Source organism: Butyricimonas sp. Marseille-P3923 (assembly GCF_900184685.1).
GTDB lineage: Bacteria > Bacteroidota > Bacteroidia > Bacteroidales > Marinifilaceae > Butyricimonas > Butyricimonas muris.
Genome location: NZ_FXXL01000006.1, coordinates 1,297,094 through 1,319,400, shown reverse-complemented (window position 1 = coordinate 1,319,400; position 22,307 = coordinate 1,297,094). Strand labels below are relative to the sequence as shown.

The window sequence follows — 22,307 nt, the reverse complement described above, 5'->3', positions numbered from 1 at the left end:
TACTGATTTATCAGTATTGTAACCGCCGCGAGAGCCGGGTAATTTTGCATCAAAATTCTTAAAAACAATTTAATGCAATTGAAGCCATGAAGAAAATTTGTATTGTTATTCTGCTGAATACTCTATTTTTCAATTTCTCGCACGGGCAATCATACCAGACCGTCAAAGGAACTGTCACCGAAAAAAATAGTGGCACTCCTGTTCCTTACGCGACTGTCATGTTGCTTAATATTACTCCCGTCATCGGTGCCACCACGGATACGGCAGGCCGATTTTCTTTGCCGAACGTACCGGTGGGAAGACATAATATAGAAGTACGTTGTCTAGGGTATGAAACCGTTACCGTGAAAGAGATTCTTGTCAGTTCTTCCAAAGAAATAATTCTTGACATCCGTTTGCAGGAAACTTTAATGGAATTGGGCGAAATAACAGTCAAACCGAGCATCAATAAAACACAACCTCTTAACAGCATGGCTATAGCGGGCGGGCGTATGCTGAGCGTGGAAGAAGCAAGCCGTTACGCGGGCGGGATGGATGACCCGGCACGTCTGGTATCCTCGTTCGCGGGAGTAACGGCAAACGTGGGAAATAATGGCATCGCGATACGGGGAAACGCACCCAAGTTTCTACAATGGCGCATGGAAGATGTCGAGATACCCAACCCGAACCATTTTGCAGACGTCACGAGTTTCGGCGGTGGTGGCTTGACAGCTCTAAGTAGTCTGGTTCTCGGGAACTCCGATTTTTTTACCGGGGCTTTTCCTGCCGAATACAACAACGCCCTATCGGGTGTTTTTGACATGTATCTTAGAAATGGCAATAACACACGACATGAACATACTGCACAAATCAGTTTTCTCGGTATCGAGGCTGCATCCGAGGGACCTTTCACGAAAGGATACGACGGTTCCTATCTCTTTAATTACCGTTATTCCACGCTGGCATTATTATCACCGTTGCAACCGGAAGATGCGGACGGCACGGACTATCAAGACCTGTCATTCAAATTATTTTTCCCAACCCGTAAGGCCGGAATTTTTTCCGCGTGGGGAATGGGATTAATTGACCACTCGGGTACCATAGCGGAGAAAGATAAAAGCAAATGGCAATACGAGCAGGATATGGAAAATCAAGACGTGAAACAATACGCCGGGGCATTGGGAGTCAATCACAAGATAAATATTGACAAGACATCTTTCTTGAAAACAACAATAGCGTTGACCGTTAGCGGGTTGGATATGCACACGGAACGAATGAATGAACATGTGTTACTTGTACCGAAAAACGTCATAAAAAACACCAACTGGAACTTCGTGCTTTCCTCCGCGTTCCAAAAGCGATACAGTGAACATCATACAAATAAAACAGGTTTCAGAATTACCGGGTTGAAATATGACATGTCCATGCAAGACGCACAAAAAACAAGAGGAGAATTACAAACTTTAACTGATGAGTCGGGATTCAGTTCTTTGCTTACCGCTTATTCCTCTTCCACATTCCGGTTTACAAACCAATGGAGCGTGAATGTCGGGATAAACGCACAATATTTTACCCTCAACGGGAATTACACGATTGAACCGCGGGTGAGCCTGAAATGTCAATTTATGCCCAACCAAGCATACTCTTTGGCTTATGGCATGCACAGCCGTTTGGAAATGCTGAATTATTATTTCACGGAAAAAGAAGGGGAAAAAATAAATAAAGACCTTGATTTCACGAAAGCGCATCATTTGTCTTTAGGTTATGATTGGAATATTGGAGAAAATAAACATTTAAAAATTGAACCTTATATACAATATCTATATGATGTTCCGGTTTTGCCCGACAGCACCTACTCTTTTATTAATTTACAAGGCAATGATGATTGGTTTCTGTCGGAAAGACTTATTAACACGGGGAAAGGGCTTAATTACGGGATTGATATCACATTCGAGAAATATATGTCACGCGGAGATTATTACATGATAACAGCTTCCATATTCAATTCCCGGTACAAAACAACAAGGGACAAATGGTATAATACCCGTTACAATCGTAATTTCGCACTCAATTTACTCGCGGGGAAAGAATGGATGCTAGGTGAAAATCATCAGAATATACTGGGGATAAATGCCAGAGCAACATTTCAAGGTGGTGACAGGTATTCCCCGATTAATGAAATCGTTTCTTTAAAACAACAAGACGCAATTCATGACGAGAGTAAACCTTATTCTAAACAATTAGCCCCGGTTTTACTGGGACATCTCACAATAAGTTATAAAATAAACAAGAAAAAAGTGTCACATGAGGTTGCGGCCAAAGTACTGAATATTACCAGATACAAGGATTATTACGGGCATAGGTATAATTATATCACGCGTCAGGTGGAGGCTGAAAGAGAAGCGAATATAATACCGAATATTAGTTATAAAATAGAATTTTAGATTTTATACTAGTAGAGTTCCCGTTTCACTTCCCGGGAACTCTACTTACAACTATTATTTTCCTAATCTTTTTTCCAATTCCGCCTGAAGAACTTCATCCTGCAAATTCCGCCCTACAATTTTATTATCCTCATCCAAAAGCAATATATTCGGAACTGATGTAACTACATACAAATCTGAAGCCTTACCCTGATTCTTCTTATCAATCAACTGAATCCAAGGATATTGTTCCCGTTCTAAAGCCCCCAACCACCTTTTCTCGCTAAGATCCATGGAAAAACCGACAATCTCCAATCCTTTGTCATGAAATTCATCATAAAGTTTTAGTAATTTCGAACCTTCTTTCTGACAATCTCCACTCCAAGAAGCCCAGAAATACAACAACTTCACCTTACCTTTAACATCATACAAAGATACCGATTCTCCATCAGGTGTGTACGCGAAAAAATCAGGTGCCGTTTCCCCAACTTTCAACTTCTCGTATTGCGTCAACATCGACTTGATATATTTACCGTAAGTCGTGTTCCAAGCGTTTGGTCCCAACACCCGACTTTCCGCCTTCAACAAATCGAGATCATGCCTGCTTCTGGTAAACAACAAATAAGCCGCGACATAAGTATCTTTATACACATTCAACAAAGAGTCCTCACCCCGTCGCGCTTGAACTTTCAATTGCCCGTAACGACGAGCGGCACGCTCTAGATCTTCTTGCTTTCCATCCTGTTGAGCCCGCTGAATATCCTTGGCTACCGCATCCATTTTAATTCTAAAACCCAAAGAAAGGCTTAAGAATTTAGCCGCAATATCTTGGATACTTCCTCCCGTGACCTTACTGGAAAAAATATCATTCGTCCGATTATAATAAGCTTCAAATTTATTTTCGCTATTTTCAAGGAAAAGCGGTAAAGCTCCCATCGTACACCCTTCAGGAATTAACGCTGCCTCGATAATGGAATCAACGGATCCCGTGAGCCGGAAACGACCGTCCACGATAGGAGCCCTCGCAAAAGTATCACTGGCGTTCAAAGTAATAAGTAACATCGTTCCCTCTTTGGGAGTATCAACATAACCTTCAATAACAAACCCCGGCTTCTGCTGAACAGCCATTAAAACAACAAGCGAACCGAAAATCAAACACGCAATAATCTGTTTCAATTTCATCATTTTTCTTTTACAATTACAGTAAACACCGCATCTTTAAACTTTTTATATCCTTCGTTTTCAAAATCAAGAGAGATGAGGTAGCGTCCGGGAGCAATTTGATGTTCTAACGGAATCATAAATGTTCCATCATTTCTAACAGACAACCATTTCAACATGCTATCTTTATCACCATCAAAAGCCACAACATCCCGAACACTAAAAAAAATCGGTCTCGTACCTTCCACGCCTTCTATCTGGTAACTCATCCAAGGCTGTCCCGTTTTAACACGTTGTGCATCTATACCCGTGGAGTCCAAATGAATACGTACGACTAGAGAATCCGGATTGTATGCCGCATTTTTTACATCCAGATAACCTACCGTAATATCCTGACATCCCCAGTAGACAAGTAATAACAGAACTATTCCTAATAATTTTCTCATATTATCTAATTTTTACATTCATCCATCATATTACTTACTGCCATTCCGCCATTTTATAATCCCAACGATAATACTCCGTGAGAGCGTGAATAACCCCATTGACAGGCTGGATATCAGGAGTAGCAACAGGCCAATACTTCTTATCCGTCAAAGAATAGCTATACATAAACTCGGGTCCCATATCCGGTATGCCCCCGTAATCCGTCTTCTCCCGGTAAATCAACACTTCCCCTCCATCCAACATCGTAAACACACTACCGCCGATTTCCTCCGCGGGTAACTCCCCATCAGTGAAATTAACCTCGGGATTCCGGTATCCCATCTCTTGTTTAAGATGCTTTCCCCGGATCACATGATGCATAACCACGTTTCTACAAAATGTAGAACTAAGTTGAGGCACACTATCCAAATCGTTTCGCAACAAATAAAGATAAACCGTATGTGTCTTAAACGCCAGAAAAGTAATTTCCGGACAATCCGCATCCATTCCCTCGAACAAATCAACAAGTCCGGCACGCTCGATCATCTCGACCGTCATACCAAAATTGTAATGATCTCCCCGAAGATAATCCATAACCGACCCCTCGTAATAAGGAGAAGAAATACCCGTGTCTATAACATCCTGTTTCGTGCAAGCAAAACAACAGACACTCAAAATACATATTGCAATATATCTCAACATCGTTTTCATACACCTTTATAATTCTACATTTTTTTCAACCAAAACGTATTCTGTCTCATCAATGTATTCCTCGCAAAAGCCGCCGAACCGACAGCATTCCAGAACGCACCGTCAACAAAATCCTGATCATCCAAGGTGACAAAATTTCCCCTCAAATCAAGTTTTCGATAATTATTGCGCATAATATCGAAATAACGCTCACCTTCCAACAGCAACTCTTTCTCCCGCTCCTTGAATATAGCACGCTGCAAATCTCCGTTATACTCGGTATTTTTGTAATCAGCAGCTCCCGCACGCCGACGTACCGTATTCAAATCATCGATCGCGCCTTTCTTATTACCTAAACGGCATCTGCATTCCGCACGCAATAAAATCACATCCGCCAACCGCCACCAAATCATATTTTGATCAAACGTGATGAACTTCCCCTTATCATTCCCCGCTGTCTCCAACACACATTTTCTCCATTTATATAAAAACGCATCCCGATACAAAGGCGTACCGCCTTCACTGACCACCTGCACGTTCATGGAATCCGGCTTATAAAAATACGCATTCCGTCGTTGATCTTTCCCCGGGTACATTGCTTTTACATCCTGATAACTTACAGCATCCCAACCTCTATTTTCACCGGGACCAACCATCGGTTTCACCGGATAAGTCGTGTAAATCGTGGCATACACGTTAAAAGGATTAGAACCTACCTCATTCCAGAAATTCCGGAAAACACTCACGAAAATCGCTTCTTTCCCTCCATCAACCAACACCCGCGTGCAGACTTCTTCCGGTGTAGCAGCTAACTCGTACTCTTCCGACCAAATAACATCGGTACAAGCGGTTTCCGCTCTTTGCCATAACTCGTCTTCATCGTAATCATTCTCATCCCGTGAAGCCAAATACTTACATCCCGCTTTCCACGCGCAAAGATGCGCCAACAACGTATTGGCAGCCCCTCTGACTGGAGTCGACTTATACGATATCCCGCCTCCATCACATTTTGTCGCCTGCGATAATTCCGGTAACAAATCCGCAGCCATCTGCGCCATGTATATCGCGGAATCCGCAATCGTTGTCCAAGGAGACTTGGCAATCGGCTCAAGCTCGACCTGAGTTCCGATATAAGGACAATCACCCCATCTGCGAATCAATTCGTAATAACAAAATGCCTTGAAAAAATATACTTGACCCTTGTAAAAATTCCTTCGCTCTCGAGTCATTTTTACCTGATCGATATAAGGCAAAACAATATTAGCCGAAGCAATAATCTGATAAATATTACCCCAATCACACAAAGCGTAAGTATACGGTTGATCAAGAGTTTGTTCACTATTACCCCAAATATTGGAAGCAAAACGTCCGGCCCGAGCAGGTTTAATCCGCTGGTTATCTTGCGAATAATCCCGAATTTTCTTTTCTATTGTTCCCAAACCGACCTCGATCTCTCGTTCTGTTTGCATCGCATTCGAAAAAGTAACCGAATTTTCCGGATCCATATCCAGAATGTCATTACATGCCCAACAACCGAACAAAATACCCAAACCTATAATAAAACTAAGTTTTCTCATCCTCACTAAAATTTAAACGTAACACCTATGGTAAACTTCCTCGCCAAGGGATAAGAACCTTGTATTCCATTTCCTGTAAGCACCCCGTCAATACCCGTGGTAATATCGACAGTTTCGGGATCCATACCGATATAATTCGTCCAAGTCAACAAATTTTCTCCACTAACAAAAAACCTCAATTGATCGATAAACCAACATCTCGTCCACCGAGAAGGAAGAGTATAGCCAACAGTCAATGTTTTCAATTTCAACCAATTCACCTTGGAAACATTTCTATCTAACAAATAATCATACACATGATTATCAAGAATTCCCGGTTGCAATCTAGCATAATCGGCACGATCCCCGTTTTTTTCCCAGAAAGTAGTTTTTTCCAAATCGAAAACCAAAGCGTAGTAATCATTATTCATCATAATAGACTGTACTGCATACGGATACAAAATATGCCTTCCCAACTGATAACTTAATAACATATTAACATCAAATCCCTTCCATTTCAACTCGTTGACAATTCCCCCGGATATAGAGGGCAAAGCACTTCCGATATATACCAAATCATTACCATCTATATGACCGTCGCCACTCGCATCCACGATTTTGTAATCTCCCGGTTGCATATATCCCGAACCCACGTTCATCGGTCCGTTTGAACCATCTGTTTTCCAACTAACAGGAACTTCCGCCTGATCATTAATAAACCCTTCCGTTCTCAACACGCGCATCTGATTAAGAGGCTTACCTATAATCTTATTATCCAAATCATGACCATCGTATGACTTCTCAAAACGATTCCAGTTCCTTGCCCCGTTAACCGACATACGCCACAAAAAATCGGGACGATCAAAGAACTTGTACTCCACCATCAACTCTATACCTTCATTAGAAATTGCGGCAGTATTCCTCCATTGATTCTGAAAACCGTTATAATTTCCCGGCAGGGGCACAGGCATTAGCAAATCTTCTGTATACCGGTAATAGTAATCTAACGTAACACCAAGTCGATAATTCAAAAAATTCAAATCAAGCCCGAAATCATACTGGGACGTTTTCTCCCACGATAGATCTTGATTATACAACCCGTCATTCCACACCGGAGTAATAACAGGATTACCCAAATAAGAAGAATTATCCACGGCCATAATTCCCAACGCCAGATAATTCTGATAAAAATGCATACCGGACATCCCCCAACTCACCCGAAGCTTTCCAAAATTGAACCAATTTTTGAACGACTCCATAAAATTTTCCTCCGTGAAAGTCCAACCCGCGGCAATAGCAGGAAACGTCCCCCACTTGTTATTTTTCCCGAAAGTTGACGAACCATCCCTCCGTATGGAAGCTGATAAAAAATACTTCTGCAAATAATTATACTCCAAACGGGCAAACCACGAAAGTAATGTTTTCTCCTCCATGTCCGAAATATAATTCTTCAACGCAACAGTTTGTTGAAAATCACCACTTCCCAAAATCGTTAAACCGGGTAGTCCACCGGGCGCATACTCGATCTTATCACTGGGAGAATTCCGGGCATATCCCCCGTTGTACTCTATCTGGTCATATTGATAAGAAAAACCACCGATAGCAGAAATCGAATGACTCTCTCCAATTATCTTATTATAAGAAATCAAGTTCTCATTTAATACCATTAGATTAATTCCCGTTTCTCCCAAACTGTTCGACCACCCGTTCACGTCCAACGAAGCGGGCGCAAAATAATTTCTTCTTTCAATTGAATAATCCGCGGCAAGTGAAGCCGAAATATTCAATCCCTCGATCAAATCCAAACCGAGTTTAAAATTAGAACGCAAACGTACAGACCGATTCCGTTCATGAATCCCTTGATATTGATTAATAATCTCATCCCAAACGACAGTTCCTTCTCCCGGCAAGAAAGTATTTAACTGGTAAGGATCTCCCGGTACCGTTTCCACGTTCTGCACGGAGGTCAATTGCCCGGACCGAACTCCCCGCATACGACCGGCAAGAGAAGCGTTGAAACGCAAATCAACATTAAAACGTTCCACGGGAGTAACATTCATCTGCGAATTCAAATCGATACGATTATACCCGGTTCCCTTCACAATACCTTCTTCATCATAATACCCGAGACCGATACCATAAGTCATTCTCTCTTGTCCCCCGTAAGCCTGAATATTGGCATTCGTCACTCTCCCCGTGCGATAATACATCGGGAAGAAATTAGTTGAATGAGCGTAAAAAGCATTCAAACTATCTTGATAAATATTTCCTTTCTTGGCAATTAAATTCCTATGCGGCTCCCAAAAACCGTCTAATTTTGCATCACCACCCACTTCATATACCTCTTTCCAAGAAGTCGGATATTTATATCGTCCCGTTTCTGGATCCCGATAAGCCACCATCGACCGTCTTTGTTGTTCCAGCCGGAAACGACGCTCGGCACTCCCGATGGTAACCGTGGGCAACTGGGGTAAAATACTCCAAGTCTGGGAGGCATTGACTGAAAAAGTAGCCTTTTGGTTCTTACTTCCCTTCTTCGTGGTCACGATGATAACCCCGTTAGCAGCACGAGAACCATAAATAGCCGCAGAAGACGCATCCTTAAGAATTTGGATAGACTCTATCATATCCGGATTCAAATCCGACAATAAATTTGTACCCGTGACCGGAGAAGTAAAAGAATTCAACGGGACCCCGTCAACAACCCACAACGGGTTGGAAAAGCGCCGTCCCTGTTCAACATCCAACGAATTGTACCCCCGGATAGTAATAGCCGTTCCCCCGCTTCCGGGAGCTCCCGACATATTGGTAACATCCATACCGGCAACCCGCCCTTGCAAAAGATTAGCTATATTAGAAGTAGGTATTCCCTCAAGTTCCTCTGCTTTAATAACGGAAACCGCCCCGGTCGCTTTACGACGAGTTGTTGTTCCGTATCCCACAACAACAACTTCATCTATACTTTCGACATCTTCTTCAAGCACCACCACCATACGAGGTGCCCCCGCTTTATAAGCAACTTTCTTTTCTTTAAACCCTATAAACGTAAATATCAAGACTCCACCTTTCCCCGGTAACCGTAGCTTAAATTCACCTTTATTATCCGTAGCAGTACCCACTTTTGTTCCCTCCACTCGCACGGTCACTCCCGGCATGGGAACATTCTTTTCATCGACAACCACTCCATGAATCAGAGAATCCTTAACCTGTTGCGACTCTGTATGAATTATTTTAGGAATCGTCGTGGCATTCAACACCCCCCAACCGGGGAGTATCAAGAAGAAAAGAAGAAACATAACGCAACCTCTTCCTCTTGAAAAGGAATCATAGTTTTTACTCATACTCCATTTTAATATTCTACACTGAAAAAGAAAAAGCGAAGGTGTGTTAAAAGTCCATTCCCTTCTAAACACACCTTCATAAAAACACCATTATTAATACTTATACGACCAAACGCAACGAGTTAGTACAGTTGGGAAATTCCCATTTTTGCTGTTCGATTCGCCTTTACCCCACACGCGACAGTTTTTTGATTCACCATATTGGCAAATATAGGCATTTGCAGAACTGTTTTGATCTTCTGAACAAGTCCAATATTTTGCATAGTATTTACGATTAAAACTACTATTTAAATACCCTCCTTGTCCAAACTGTTCCAGAACTGCATCTAATTGTTTTATATTAGCTATTATTTTATGATATGGAGACTTAGAGTTCATATCAGTCTCAGGCAAACACCACCCCTCCATGCCGGTTTTCTCATCCATTTCAGCACAATAGGCAAATACGGGATATTTTGCCTGCCAATTTTCCTCTTGCTTAACTTTTTTAATCATATTTTGAGCCGACTCCATATAAAATAGATCCGATATTGCCTTATTTTCCGTACTCCATACCAATCCTTCCTTTTCTTCTAACGCCCAAACGTCAATTTGACCATTTTCATTTTGGATCACGACTCCCACTTCTTGTCCATTGTAATTAAAGATGCTACCCGTTTCTAACTTTTCTCCGGTTTGCACTACTTTTACTTCCACGCTCGTTTCCTTCCCGTCAGAAACCGTCACTACAGCATTCCGCTCATCTTGATCGAAATTCGTCGGGGCAGAAATAACAATACCGTTATCCGTGGCCTCAACTTTACACCAATCAGCATTAGACGTAAGTTGCAATTGCTTAACATCAAGGTTAGCAGTCACAAGCATCCGGTATCCAAGAGAATTCAATTCTATTTCCGTAGACGACAACTCGATCTGTATAGAACCATCCGCTTGTTTTACCGTTACCTCGGCTTCTGCATTATTTGATTCCGTACCTGCAATCACCTTAAAGGTCGTTTCACGAGCCGCTTCAGAATTCAAATCAAGTGTCACGCTCAATGAAGTTTTATCCTCGGCAAGTGTAACATGACACCACGATTCCATATCTTTCGTGTCTATTTTCACGTCTGCCTGATTCGTTTCAATAGTTATCGTCTTCGTTTCCGCAGTCTTAGCCTTGAATTCTAAAACATCGGCAGACAACTCCAAAGTAGCTTCTGCCGCTGCAGATTGACGCACTTCCACAATTTGGTCTACAGCATACTCCGCTTTAACAGTCACCTTAGCCGCCCGTAACTCCACCTCGTTGTGGGACTCCACCGTGAGTTTCAACTTATCGCCTGCCTGCTCGAGCTTACACCATTCCGCGTCGGAAGAAGCCGTCCACGCCTCGGCAGTCGTAACCACGGCAAGCTCCCTACTTCCTCCTTGAGCGCTAAACTCCACTTTAGACGGACTCACCGTAAGAGGTACTTCCGAGGGGTCTTTGTCACTATCACTACAAGAACACAACATTCCCCAAATGCTTAACACAAGCATTAACATCAGATTCTTTTTCATAATCATCAGATTTTAATTCAACAATTATTCATTATTTTGCATCAAATAACCGACTCCGGTAGCAGTCGACCAGAGCCAGCATTTATTATTTTCCTTTTTCAACACTACCCCTTCCTGTTCTCCGGCAAGCACGTCATTCACCCCTTTAGCTTTCACGCTCATCACCACCTTAGCCTCCGCCACCGGAGCTTCCGCCAATTCACAGTGAACATATTTATCCTGACTATCCGTTTGGATTCGCCAAACCCTTTGATCCTCCGTAAAAGCCATTTGATGATTAGTTTCATCGAACATCAACAAAGGAACATCACCATCATAAACGCCACTCACCGTCTGTTGTAAAAACTTTTCACGCTTGGCATTATCTCCCATCGTCTCTACCTCATCATCTTTACAACCGAGCAAACAACACATTAGCAATAATGGACATACAACTTTATTTAACATCTTTCTTCGCTTTAGATTGAACATTTATTTTACGAACCAGAATTTCCGTCACACCATCAGTCGTCGTCACCTCCGCTCTCAAAACATGCGAACCGGCAGGCAATACTAAATCCCGGGTAGGCACAAAAGTTTTCCCGTCCAACTTCCACACGATCCGACGTACATCCTTTTGAATATTAGTCACTACCGGCCAATACAAATCTCCTTCACGCCAATCCGTCCGAATGCCTGCTAGAGAAGCCACCTCCTCTTGAATCTTCTCCGTGGTAAAACTTCTGCTCACCAACGCTCCGGTTTCAACATCCCCCGATTGAACCACAATCTCCACGTCGTACGCCGTACCCGGCAACAATTGATTGATAATACAGAACGTCGTATCCGATTCAAGAACACGGAAATTATTATCTTTCTGCTGTTTATACCTGATTTTCCAATTCAACACCTCTTTATCATCATTCCATACCAACCGCACTTCCCGCTGTCCGATCATGAAATCTTTTAATTGAACAATATCCTGCACAACAGTCACGTTACATGTTATCTTGCTTTTCCCGTCTGCCGCAGCTGCCGTAACCGTAGCCACCCCCTCGGTCAACCCGATAACTTCCCCTTTATCCGTGACTTTAACAATCTGATTATCCGAACTACTCCACACGATAGCCTTATTAGTTACGTCCTCCGGAAGAACTTTCGCACTCAATCTCACAGTATCCAAAATTCCCACGGTCACCTCCTTCTGATCCAACTCCACTCCTGTTGACCACACCGTTTCCAACAACCAAGCAGACAAAATCATACACATCTCCTGCTTTTCCCATGACGTTCCATTAGAACTCATCACTCCTCCCCCAGAAATACGGGAAGCGGTAATCGGGATCTCGATCTCGTTCGTTTCACCCGTGGCACGTACACCAATCTTTAAAGTTTTACCAGCAGGAATCATAACGGCATCATCTCCCAGGTAAATCCGATTCAACCTTCCGTAAACAAAATTATCCAACGACTTGGTCAACACGCAAGCATCATCGAGCCATACCTTCAGTTCCAAACCGGCGGCCTTCGACACATCCATATCCACCCACTTCAAACTGCAATTTTCATAATCCCTCAATTCCTCCACTGTCCAGTTGTGCGCCACGTAAAGCGGACCCGCTCCCGAAATATTACGTATCGAACCCATAATCTCTTCATCCTTATTCTGGGACAACTTCATAGCACGCTCCTCCGCAGGTGTTTGAAGTTGTATATCTAAACGATTATCGGTCAATATTATATCTTTCACCGTACTAAAACGAGCAAACCCCTCTTTCTCCGCTTCAACAACATATTTTCCCGCGGGTATATCCTTAAAAGTATAATTTCCGCGAGAATCCGTGATTGTCTCAATACTCTCACTTCGTGCGCTTCTGGCATATTCAATAAAAGGAACAACACTCTTAGCTACCACCTCTTCCACAGCTTTCAGTGTAACACGAACCCCCGACTGCGGCTCTCCCTTCATATTCGTAACCACACCTGTCATCCCAACCGATTCCGCTAAATAAAAATCAAATGAAAGCTCACTCCCACGTTGACTGATATTAGACAATCCCTTCCCCAACTCTATACCGGACCAAGGTTTCGGCTGCACTTGCGTCTTATTCAACGAACCGGGATAAAACATGCCCGAACTACTAAAACCACCTGCCTCAACGCCATTCGCCGGAATAATTCTCATACACGGATGCGCCTTAATACAATTAATCGTATTCTGAAGCCAGCGATCTTTCGCCTTAACACCATTCACCCAATTATTCGAACGATCGATTTGGTAAATCAATAACCCCGCACCTCTAATAAATGCATCCCATCCTTTTTGTTCGCGACATTCCAACATAAAAATCTCCCCTTCCACATCTGTCGTATAAAAATAAGCTTTATTCTCACTGATCGGAAGCAGATTATAACTACCGGCTCGAGTCAACTCCTCCGGTTCCAACCACCCAGCCATCACACGCTCAATGGCAGTAAGACACGGGGGAGTACACCCGTCATTATTATAATTCCCCGATGACATCAAAGAAAGTTCGAACAAACCTGCTCCCTCTCCATTTTCACCGTAATCCGTATCATAAGCATCCATCAAACCTACGACATGACCAAATTCATGACAGAATGTCCCGATGCCCGCCATTCTATTTCCTGTATTTCCGCGAAGCTCTGAAGTACACGCGTAATCAGCCAACTTCATCCCATCCACAGTATAATTATGCAAAGCGAGAGAAGCACGATGAGGCCAAATCGACTCTGCCGGTCCGTGTTCCGCTTCATTAAAACCGGCATAATAAATAAAAACATTATCCAACACCCCATCTCCATCGGTATCAAATTGTCTCAACGCCCCCCCGTTATCCACAACTTTCTGACAGGCATCCTTAACAAAATCCACCATACGCACATCATTGCCATAATCATCGTTCTTTCCGTAATACGCCATTGGCTTGCCTAAATTATAGGGTCCCACAACCACAAATTCAGGATCGAACTGCCCGTATGAATTATCCCGATAATAATCACGTGCGCTCCCCGTGGCCCCATTAGCACTATATCCCCTCAGATTAAGCAGGTCATTAAAGGCTTGTTGAGGAGAAGGCGTTGCAAACTTAACATCCTCAAACTCGACCAACACCACCAAAGCCTTCGGGCTTCCCTTGGCTACAAAAACTTTTTGAACATCCTTTTGTTCCCGTTCCGCGTATCGCATCTTTGCACGCGCCTTGAAACTAGCAGGAAACCCCTTCGCACGTTTTGTCAAAGAAGCATTCTCCCGGGAATCACGCTTTCCCTGATCATTAGCCCGCATATCACTAATCACTCTCGCACCTGTCGAAGAAAAATCAACGTAATAATAAAAACCGTCCTCTTTTTGAGCGATCACGTAACCGTCAAGCGTTGTCAAGTAATGAAATCGTTCATCCCCATACATGCGAATGGATAAAGTCGTTCCATCCGGCAATACCTTATGACACACCCCTCTTTGGGCCGGTATGCCCATTGTCACTCCATTCCATCCCAAGAATAAAAGCAACAAAAAGATTTTAACACAGCTAATCCTGTCTTTCATATTATTATTTTATTAAAACTTAATTCTCGGGCAAAACAGTGTCTTTATACACAAACTGATAATAATACATAATAGCACGACCGTCACTTCCGGTACTAGTAGAAGTTCTGGTCAGAGAAGACAAACGCCCCTTTTCATCCGTCTTGTAAGAAAAATTATTCACAACAACAGAAGCATCCAAATACTTTACCATTTTCAAATACACGTACGGACTAAGAAAAACATCTTGGAACAAAATACCCACCTTAAAAGGAACAAACAAAGAATAGGGCAATTGTTTCAAATAAGTCGGAATTCTCATCGTTTGAAAATCTGTCGCCCGAAGACGATCCCTCTCCAATGTCGCTGCAAATGCAGTTCCCCAAACCTCCGACATAATCTCGCCGATTCCGGGTACATCCTCGTACGCGACCTGGGTAACAACAACAGCACCCGCCACGAACCCGTTCAACTTCTCTTTATCGTACAAACATTGACCGACATGGTAAGTAACTGCCGATCCCCACGACTCGGTCACGTTCTGCAATATTCCTGTCGTGTCATAATTAAAAACATAACTGATATAATCCGGGTTCTCCAAACCATAACCGCTTTGAGAGATACTCCGTATCACCTCCTTTTCCTTGATCTGCTCATACATAATCTGGAACTTGTAATGTTCCAAAATATCAATCAAACTTATACGATTTTGCTCATCATACTCCAAAAGTACCTCATACGGCAACCGACCTCCACAAAGAATCTTTACCGGCTTCTCCATCTCCCGAACTTTAAAAATCTTCACTACCTTCGTCGTTCGTCTTCCATCCACATCCTCCAGTAAAATTTGCACGGAATACTCTTTTTGACGACGTAACGGTATACGATAATTCAACACGTACTCGGTCATATCTTCTTCCACGACCGGAAGTTCCTGCTTCTCTCCGTCAACCGTAAGACGTACCTGACGAATCGGGATCATTCCCGTGGTCAAAGTCGCCCGTATAGAAAAAGCATCTACATCCGTCGAAATCGTTTCCCCTCCCTCTAAAATAATCTCCGGAACGGAAAACTTCTTCACCCGTACCATAAAAGCCTTATTATACGTACGATATTTCAAATCATAAACTTTTACGATAAAAGCAAGAGAAGAATCGCGCACGATATCACTGATATCCACCTGATAATTAAAATCCAACTCTTTCTTACCCTTATACTCTTCCAACACGTCTAAAACCTCATAACTACGCCCCTCCAAGATTTCTATCCGGTCAATACCGTTCGGCACATCCATAAAACATTCCAGATTCACGAAATCCGCCGTGTCGCGTCTTACCTCGTAAACTCGCGTATCCGTCGAATCGAACTTCGGATCGGGAAACTCCGGAGTTTCCTGACAAGCTATAAACAAAAAACTCACCAGAAAAAAAATAAATAAATATGTACTTTTCATCCTCATCATGGCTTAAAACAAATTATTGGTTATATCATCAATATCCTCCTGCGTCTTGTTGGATATAAATTCCCTGAAATTAGGATCCGGAGATATCGCCATAACATCAATTCCTAACTTTATCAACGTTTGGGCGATATACCACATCTTGATAGAACATCGCGAATCCAACTGGTAAACAAAAGGAGCATTTTCCGTTTCAACCCGGGCACCATCAATCGTTTCCGGATTAATCAAATGATCGATACAAATACGGACATCTCTTTTCGCATCAGGAATAGGATACGTGGCAAGAAAACCGAACATATTATCCGTTGGTCCCACGCTTGTAACAACCATGTGGTAATTCTCAACCCACTCCATTCGAGAAATAGCGTGCTGTTCCTCACCGAGTTCCTCCTGAACTTGATAAACACGTTTACCATAATACGGTTTACTAAATTCATAGAAAGCGTCAGGAATCATACTATACAAATCATACTTTTCAAAAGCATAAATAATCATCACGTACAAAATAGCTTTCGTCACCTGCTCAAACTTCTCCGGTGAAATATTCAACATACCGGACTCCAAATTAACCACTATCGCATTATCATTACTCTGGCAAAAAGTAGAACCTGCCCCCGTCTTACTCGGTCTGTTCACCGTCTGCATTATCAGACCGCTCACATCCGTACCGACAATCAACTTATTTGTTATCAATATTTTATTCGGAAAATATTTCTTCTTAAAATCAGAACGATACACCTCCCCTTGAAATTCCAGTTCATCTTTAAAATAACGGAAAACAGCCGTATCAAGAACCGCTATCGCCGAATCGCATTCCGATTTTCGCTCCATCTTCCCGATCTCCATATTTCTCCAGAAACGATTGGCCCAACTCTCGTAAAAATTAAACTTTATATCCAGATTTTCATCAAAATCCGTCATCAATGCCACACCATAATCGTCATAATATCTTTTGACAACGGGATTTGACCAATCAAGCAAATCTTGCACCCGGTCAACATCCAAGCCCGAGGGAGACAACCCATCCTCGTCCTCACAAGCGACACAACAAAACAATAATGCGCTAATAGCTAAAATAATACTTATCCTATTCATCTCGGTAATTTTTATTAAAAGTCAAAAGATTATTCAGGCAATTTCTCCAAACGATCATTATTAATAATCAACGGATTATTCTCGCGTTCCTGTAAAGGAATCGGCAACACGTAATTAGGATCATTCTTGAGTAAACGGTAACTCTCCTGTCCCTCTCTCACCTCATCATCATTAACATAGGTAAATACATGCTTAATTTCCGGTCTGTATTCCTCACCCATCCGCCTTAAATCATACCAACGGAAATGACTTTCAAAACAAAATTCCCGCCTTCTCTCATCGAATATGAATTGCAGAAGTTCCTCATCATCAAAAGGGATAACTACATTCGCGGGATGTCTGTATCGATGATCAACCACCCTTTTCACCGCCAAACGGGCACCATTAATATCTCCCAGCCGAACACAAGCCTCCGCTTTATTCAGCCATGCCTCGGCAACTCGCATATTAAACCCGCCAAGAGAAGTGAAATAAGATTCAAACTTTCTCGGGTAATAATACTTTTGCCGAGAATCACCCCGCATTACAAAAAAGCTCCGGAAACGAATATCATTATCCTGATCATAACAAGAAAGCAGATTCTCGCTAACAACGAAACCGGTATTCTCCATATTTTCGATACTTAAAACTCTTCTATCATACACGAAAGAATAAATAATCTCGCTATTGGACTGATCTACAAACTTCATAGAATCCAACAACTTGGTCATTCCGACTTTCGATGTAACCGAATCAGCGTAATCTGCCGCGGCCTGCCACTCCTGACGGAATAACTTCACTCTCGACATCAATAAATTACATGCATTCACAGACGGGTGCCACAACGACTTCTCCAACCCAGACTTCTCCAATTCAGTCTTACCAATCGACAAATCACGCTCGATCAAATTATAACACTCCTCCAAACTATTCCTTGAATAAAATTGCTCGACCCCATGATCCAAACGAATAGCAACACCCAATTGTTCTTTAGCCTTTTCCGGATCATAGGGCAACCCGTACAAATTTACCAAGTCAAAATATGCCAAAGCCCGTAAAAAATAAGCTTCACCTTTCACGAAAGCCAACCCCTTCTCGTCATCATGAATATCTTCACAACTGATCAACACATCATTCAAAATAGCGATCGAACGATACAAATTTCCCCACGCCACATTCGTCCCGATCTGCGCACCGTAATCATCAAGTTCAATCTCATTCTTCCAAGTATAAATGGTCTTATAATTCCTTTTTTTACTCGTCGGGGTAAGCATATTCTCGGAAATATCATCCGTCATGTGGCTTGCCCCGTAAAAATAAGGATGCGACAACGTGCATTCATTCAAAACAAGAGAAGCAAGATGCTCGGCCTTATTGGGTCTAATCTGATCCTGTGACGACTCATCAAGAAAACCATCACACCCAGCCAATATAATTGTCAAAAGCAAAAGATACAGGTTAATTGTTTTCATAATTTCAATATAATACATTAAAAACTAAAACCAAGGCTAAAATTATAAGAAGGTAACACCGGCATTCCCACAGAGTTCACCTGCTCCGGATCCTTCCCCTTCAACTTCTTATCAAAAGTCAAGTAACCGATATTCTGAACCTGAAAACCGAAGCGCATATTAGAAATACCTAACCGTTTCAAATGACGATCGGGCAAATCGTAATTCAATGTCAAAAGCTGCCACCGGATATAATCTCCTTTAGCCGTACGTACATCACTCCGGTCATAAGCCCACCAGTAAGATTTTTGCCAGGGAAGAACATACGGAGACACGGCTTCTTCAAAAGTATACGACGGAGTCAAAAGTTCATTGGACAAAGCCGGAATATTCGTATGAGCCTCATCCCCGGGCTTACGCCATCTCTTGTTAAACTCGCCCGTCATATTCTGCTCCGGCAACGGCATCGTTTGATTCTCACCATACATCTCCAACAAACGAACCTTCTGCCCTATCTTGTACGTGAAACTTGCAGATAATCTCAAATTCTTATATTTAAACTCCGTCCCGAATCCCCCGTAAAACAAAGGCAACCGACTTCCCTCGTACACCAGAGCTTTTTGTAATTGGGCGTATATCGTCCTCGTATCCCAATAACCATCCCGGTTCGTAAGATTCTTATCGCCAACCATTCCCTCGAACGTCGGCAAACCATTGGAATCCAATCCCCCGAAACGATAAGAATAAAAACCGTCTATCGGGAACCCCTTCATATAAATCGAACCGTTCAAAAAACTCTCTACGGTACTGAAACTTACATCCTCGTTAATACCATCCAGAATTTTCTCTTTCACACGAGTGATATTAAAATTCATATTCCATTGGAAATCTTTTGTCTTAATATTCTGCGTCATAATATTAAACTCGAAAGTATGGTCTTCCTTCGAACCTCCATTATACAACTGAGAAGAAGCACCGTTAACTAAAGAAACCGGACGAGTCAACAACAAATCGAGACTCTTCGAATACCCGTAATCCAAAGCCCCGCTGATACGACCACCCAACCAAGAGTGATTCAACCCGATATTCAAAGTCTTCGTTCGCTCCCATTTCAAATTAGCATTCGGGAAAGATGCCAGTTCGGAAACATACTCCGGTGATAAATCTGTATTACCTTGCCCGTAATTCTGTATCGTCAGATAAGGTGAAGCCGAAGGCGGATTCCCCCGGAAACCATAAGACAAACGAAGAGCCAACTCATCCATAAACGACACCGCCATATTCTTGATAAAAGGTTCATTATGCAAATTCCAACGCACGGAAGTAGACCACGCCGGTCTGAATTTATAACGTTCATATTGACCGAACTGATTGGAACCGTCACTTCGGATATTAAAATTGAAAATATACCTGTTCTCAAACGAATAATTAAAAATAGCGAACATCGACATCACGTTCCTCACGCGATCCGTAACGGTCGGATAAACTGAAGCTCCACCTACTCCTCCAGCCGCCAACCAACGAAGCATGAAAGGATATTTCAAATCATCAATCTCCGTCATCAAAAAAGTCGGAATCTTTATAAACGACCTACCTTGCTCGTGATTATAACCGGGAGCCATCCAACCTTCCGCCCCTTTATAAATAGTAGACGAAGCCTCCTGCCCTATATTCAAATTAAAAAAATGCCGTTCCCCAAAAGACTTATTATAGTTGATCTGTGTCAATATGGAAGTTGCCTCCGAAAGCACCATACCGCTGGAATACAATCCACCGAAAGGTACCACCGTACCCTTTTTACTCTCCTCGTCAGCGTCATCACCGATAGAACGCCACATTGACATATAATACGTATCTCCACCGATCCACTCCTCGGAAGAATTAGTGGTATTTCGGAAAGAAAATTGACTCCGAACCTTCAAACCATGAATAATCTCCCAATCAACAGAAGCACGAACATTAAAATCCCTGTTATACACCGTACGACCCGAATTAGCAAGTTCATTCAAGATATTGTATTTCACGTAACGATAATCACCAGTGGTATTCTGAATAGATATCCGGTCAATATAATACAAACCGCCATTTTCCTCTCGTGCAGGTACCGCCCGGCTCATATTATACGCCTCGTTAAAAGCCGAATACGCCGAATGATTGTATTTTGCTTTTTGTGAACTTCCGCTCAACCCGACAGATATCAACACGTTTTTCCTCAAATTAAAATCCCCGTTAACACGACCGCTGACACGATACAACCCCACATTGAGCTCCGTTCCGCGTTGATTATCATAACTCAAACCCGCATAAACCCTCATCTTTTCATTACCCCCGGATAAATTAACGGAATGCGCATGCGTAAGAGCTACCCGATAAAGCTCCCCGAACCAATCTTCGTTCAACGCTTCCAATCTTGCGACCTCCTTTTGAAACTGAGCATAATCAATCTCCCGGAAATAATACTTTTTCAACACCCCTTCATACCCGACAAACTGGTGAATTTGAGAAGGATAATACAGATTCCTCTCCGCAATCTCTCTCGAAACATCAATACGTTCCTTTGAATTCATCAAATTAAGGTCCGAATAACGCGGACGATCCACCACACTTATCGATCCATTATAATTGAGAGACAACGATCCGCTCTTCCCACGCTTCGTGGTCACGACAATAACCCCGTTCGCTGCTCGAGTTCCATAAATAGCCGTGGCAGAAGCATCTTTCAAAATATCTATCTGGGCAATATCTTGAGGATTCAAACCCGTGATGGCATTACCAATCAAATTCACGTTATCCAAACTATTGATCTCTGCAGGAGTCAAAGGAACAGGATCCTCGTAAATAACCCCGTCAATAACCCACAACGGCTCACGGGTTCCCGTGAAAGTAGCTCCGGCACGAACCCTCATCTTCGTGGCTGCTCCCGGTTGCGCACTTATATTCATAATCATCAACCCGGGAGCCTTACCCTCCAGCATCTGATCGATCGTCAAAGCACCCATCCGCTCCAACTGTTCTGCCTTCACCGTAGAAATAGCGCTTGTCAACTCTCGTTTGTCAATCACTTGGTAACCGGTAACGACCACCTCGTCAATACTCTGTGTTTCTTCCTCCAGAACTATCTCCAACGACTTTTCTCCTTTATAAAGCACCTCTTTCGTCTGCATACCCACGAAAGAAAAAACCAACACAATCCGGTCTTTGGAAGGCACTTGTAAAGCAAATGCACCTTTCACGTCTGTAGCCACCCCAACTGAAGTTCCCTTTAACGTAACCGACACCCCGGGTAAAGTAATCCCCTCCTTGTCTTTCACGATTCCTTTAATAAGAGTACCTTGTACCGAATCTTTGGCAACGACCTCCCCTTCATCCTTAATTACCACGACATCATCTAAAAGAGTATAAGTAAGTCCCGTACCAACCAACAAGCTACTTAGCACACTTTTTAACGTCTCGTTTTTCGCATCCACGGAAACATTCTCTATAGCTTTAATCTTATCAATACTATAGAAAAAACGAATTTCCGTTTGTTTACGCAATTCCATGATTACTTTTTCCAAAGAAACATTCTGCAACTGCAGAGAGACCCTATGTTCTTGAGAAAAAACTGTTGCCCAAACGTTTACATTCAACAACACTGTTAATAAGAAAGTTAATTTCATAGCCAAAAATGCTTTTT

General features: G+C 42.5%; 13 protein-coding genes. 1 reads left to right on the top strand and 12 read right to left on the bottom strand.

Annotated elements, in window-relative coordinates; translation table 11 throughout:
* The first annotated feature begins 86 nt into the window (after window positions 1-86).
* Window positions 87-2,423, top strand: coding sequence for a TonB-dependent receptor (locus tag CS948_RS11150; RefSeq protein ID WP_099291741.1), 2,337 nt, complete (start codon window positions 87-89; stop codon window positions 2,421-2,423).
* Between the two features lie 54 nt (window positions 2,424-2,477).
* Here CS948_RS11150 and CS948_RS11145 read toward each other — a convergent pair whose 3' ends face one another.
* The 12 genes from CS948_RS11145 to CS948_RS11090 form a co-directional block, all read right to left on the bottom strand.
* Entirely contained in the window at window positions 2,478-3,587 is a 1,110-nt protein-coding gene (locus CS948_RS11145) for a TlpA disulfide reductase family protein (protein ID WP_099291740.1), read from the bottom strand.
* On the bottom strand, window positions 3,584-4,009 hold the full coding sequence (locus CS948_RS11140; RefSeq protein ID WP_099291739.1) for a hypothetical protein: 426 nt from the start codon (window positions 4,007-4,009) through the stop codon (window positions 3,584-3,586). The genes CS948_RS11145 and CS948_RS11140 overlap by 4 nt, the downstream gene beginning before the upstream one ends.
* A 34-nt stretch (window positions 4,010-4,043) precedes the next feature.
* Complete coding sequence (locus CS948_RS11135; RefSeq protein WP_099291738.1) at window positions 4,044-4,700, bottom strand: hypothetical protein; 657 nt, start codon at window positions 4,698-4,700, stop codon at window positions 4,044-4,046.
* Window positions 4,701-4,714: 14 nt separating this feature from the next.
* Entirely contained in the window at window positions 4,715-6,256 is a 1,542-nt protein-coding gene (locus CS948_RS11130) for a RagB/SusD family nutrient uptake outer membrane protein (protein WP_099291737.1), read from the bottom strand.
* 5 nt (window positions 6,257-6,261) lie between these two features.
* The gene (locus CS948_RS11125; RefSeq protein WP_099291736.1) at window positions 6,262-9,576 is read right to left on the bottom strand and encodes a SusC/RagA family TonB-linked outer membrane protein; all 3,315 of its coding nucleotides are present in this window, start codon (window positions 9,574-9,576) and stop codon (window positions 6,262-6,264) included.
* Window positions 9,577-9,669: 93 nt separating this feature from the next.
* Window positions 9,670-11,115 (bottom strand): BACON domain-containing protein, encoded by a 1,446-nt coding sequence (locus tag CS948_RS11120; RefSeq protein ID WP_176555021.1) that lies wholly within the window; start codon window positions 11,113-11,115, stop codon window positions 9,670-9,672.
* 24 nt (window positions 11,116-11,139) lie between these two features.
* Window positions 11,140-11,562: a hypothetical protein gene (locus CS948_RS11115; protein WP_141560936.1), complete on the bottom strand. Its 423-nt coding sequence runs from the start codon at window positions 11,560-11,562 to the stop codon at window positions 11,140-11,142.
* A complete protein-coding gene (locus CS948_RS11110; RefSeq protein WP_099291733.1) occupies window positions 11,552-14,665 on the bottom strand; it encodes a M6 family metalloprotease domain-containing protein in 3,114 nt (1,037 codons plus the stop codon). The genes CS948_RS11115 and CS948_RS11110 overlap by 11 nt, the downstream gene beginning before the upstream one ends.
* Window positions 14,666-14,684: 19 nt before the next feature.
* Window positions 14,685-16,097: a hypothetical protein gene (locus CS948_RS11105; RefSeq protein WP_099291732.1), complete on the bottom strand. Its 1,413-nt coding sequence runs from the start codon at window positions 16,095-16,097 to the stop codon at window positions 14,685-14,687.
* Window positions 16,098-16,109: 12 nt separating this feature from the next.
* Window positions 16,110-17,201 (bottom strand): hypothetical protein, encoded by a 1,092-nt coding sequence (locus CS948_RS11100; protein ID WP_099291731.1) that lies wholly within the window; start codon window positions 17,199-17,201, stop codon window positions 16,110-16,112.
* Between the two features lie 29 nt (window positions 17,202-17,230).
* Window positions 17,231-18,652, bottom strand: coding sequence for a RagB/SusD family nutrient uptake outer membrane protein (locus CS948_RS11095; RefSeq protein WP_176555020.1), 1,422 nt, complete (start codon window positions 18,650-18,652; stop codon window positions 17,231-17,233).
* Window positions 18,653-18,669: 17 nt separating this feature from the next.
* Window positions 18,670-22,290 (bottom strand): SusC/RagA family TonB-linked outer membrane protein, encoded by a 3,621-nt coding sequence (locus CS948_RS11090; protein WP_176555019.1) that lies wholly within the window; start codon window positions 22,288-22,290, stop codon window positions 18,670-18,672.
* Window positions 22,291-22,307 lie beyond the last annotated feature (17 nt).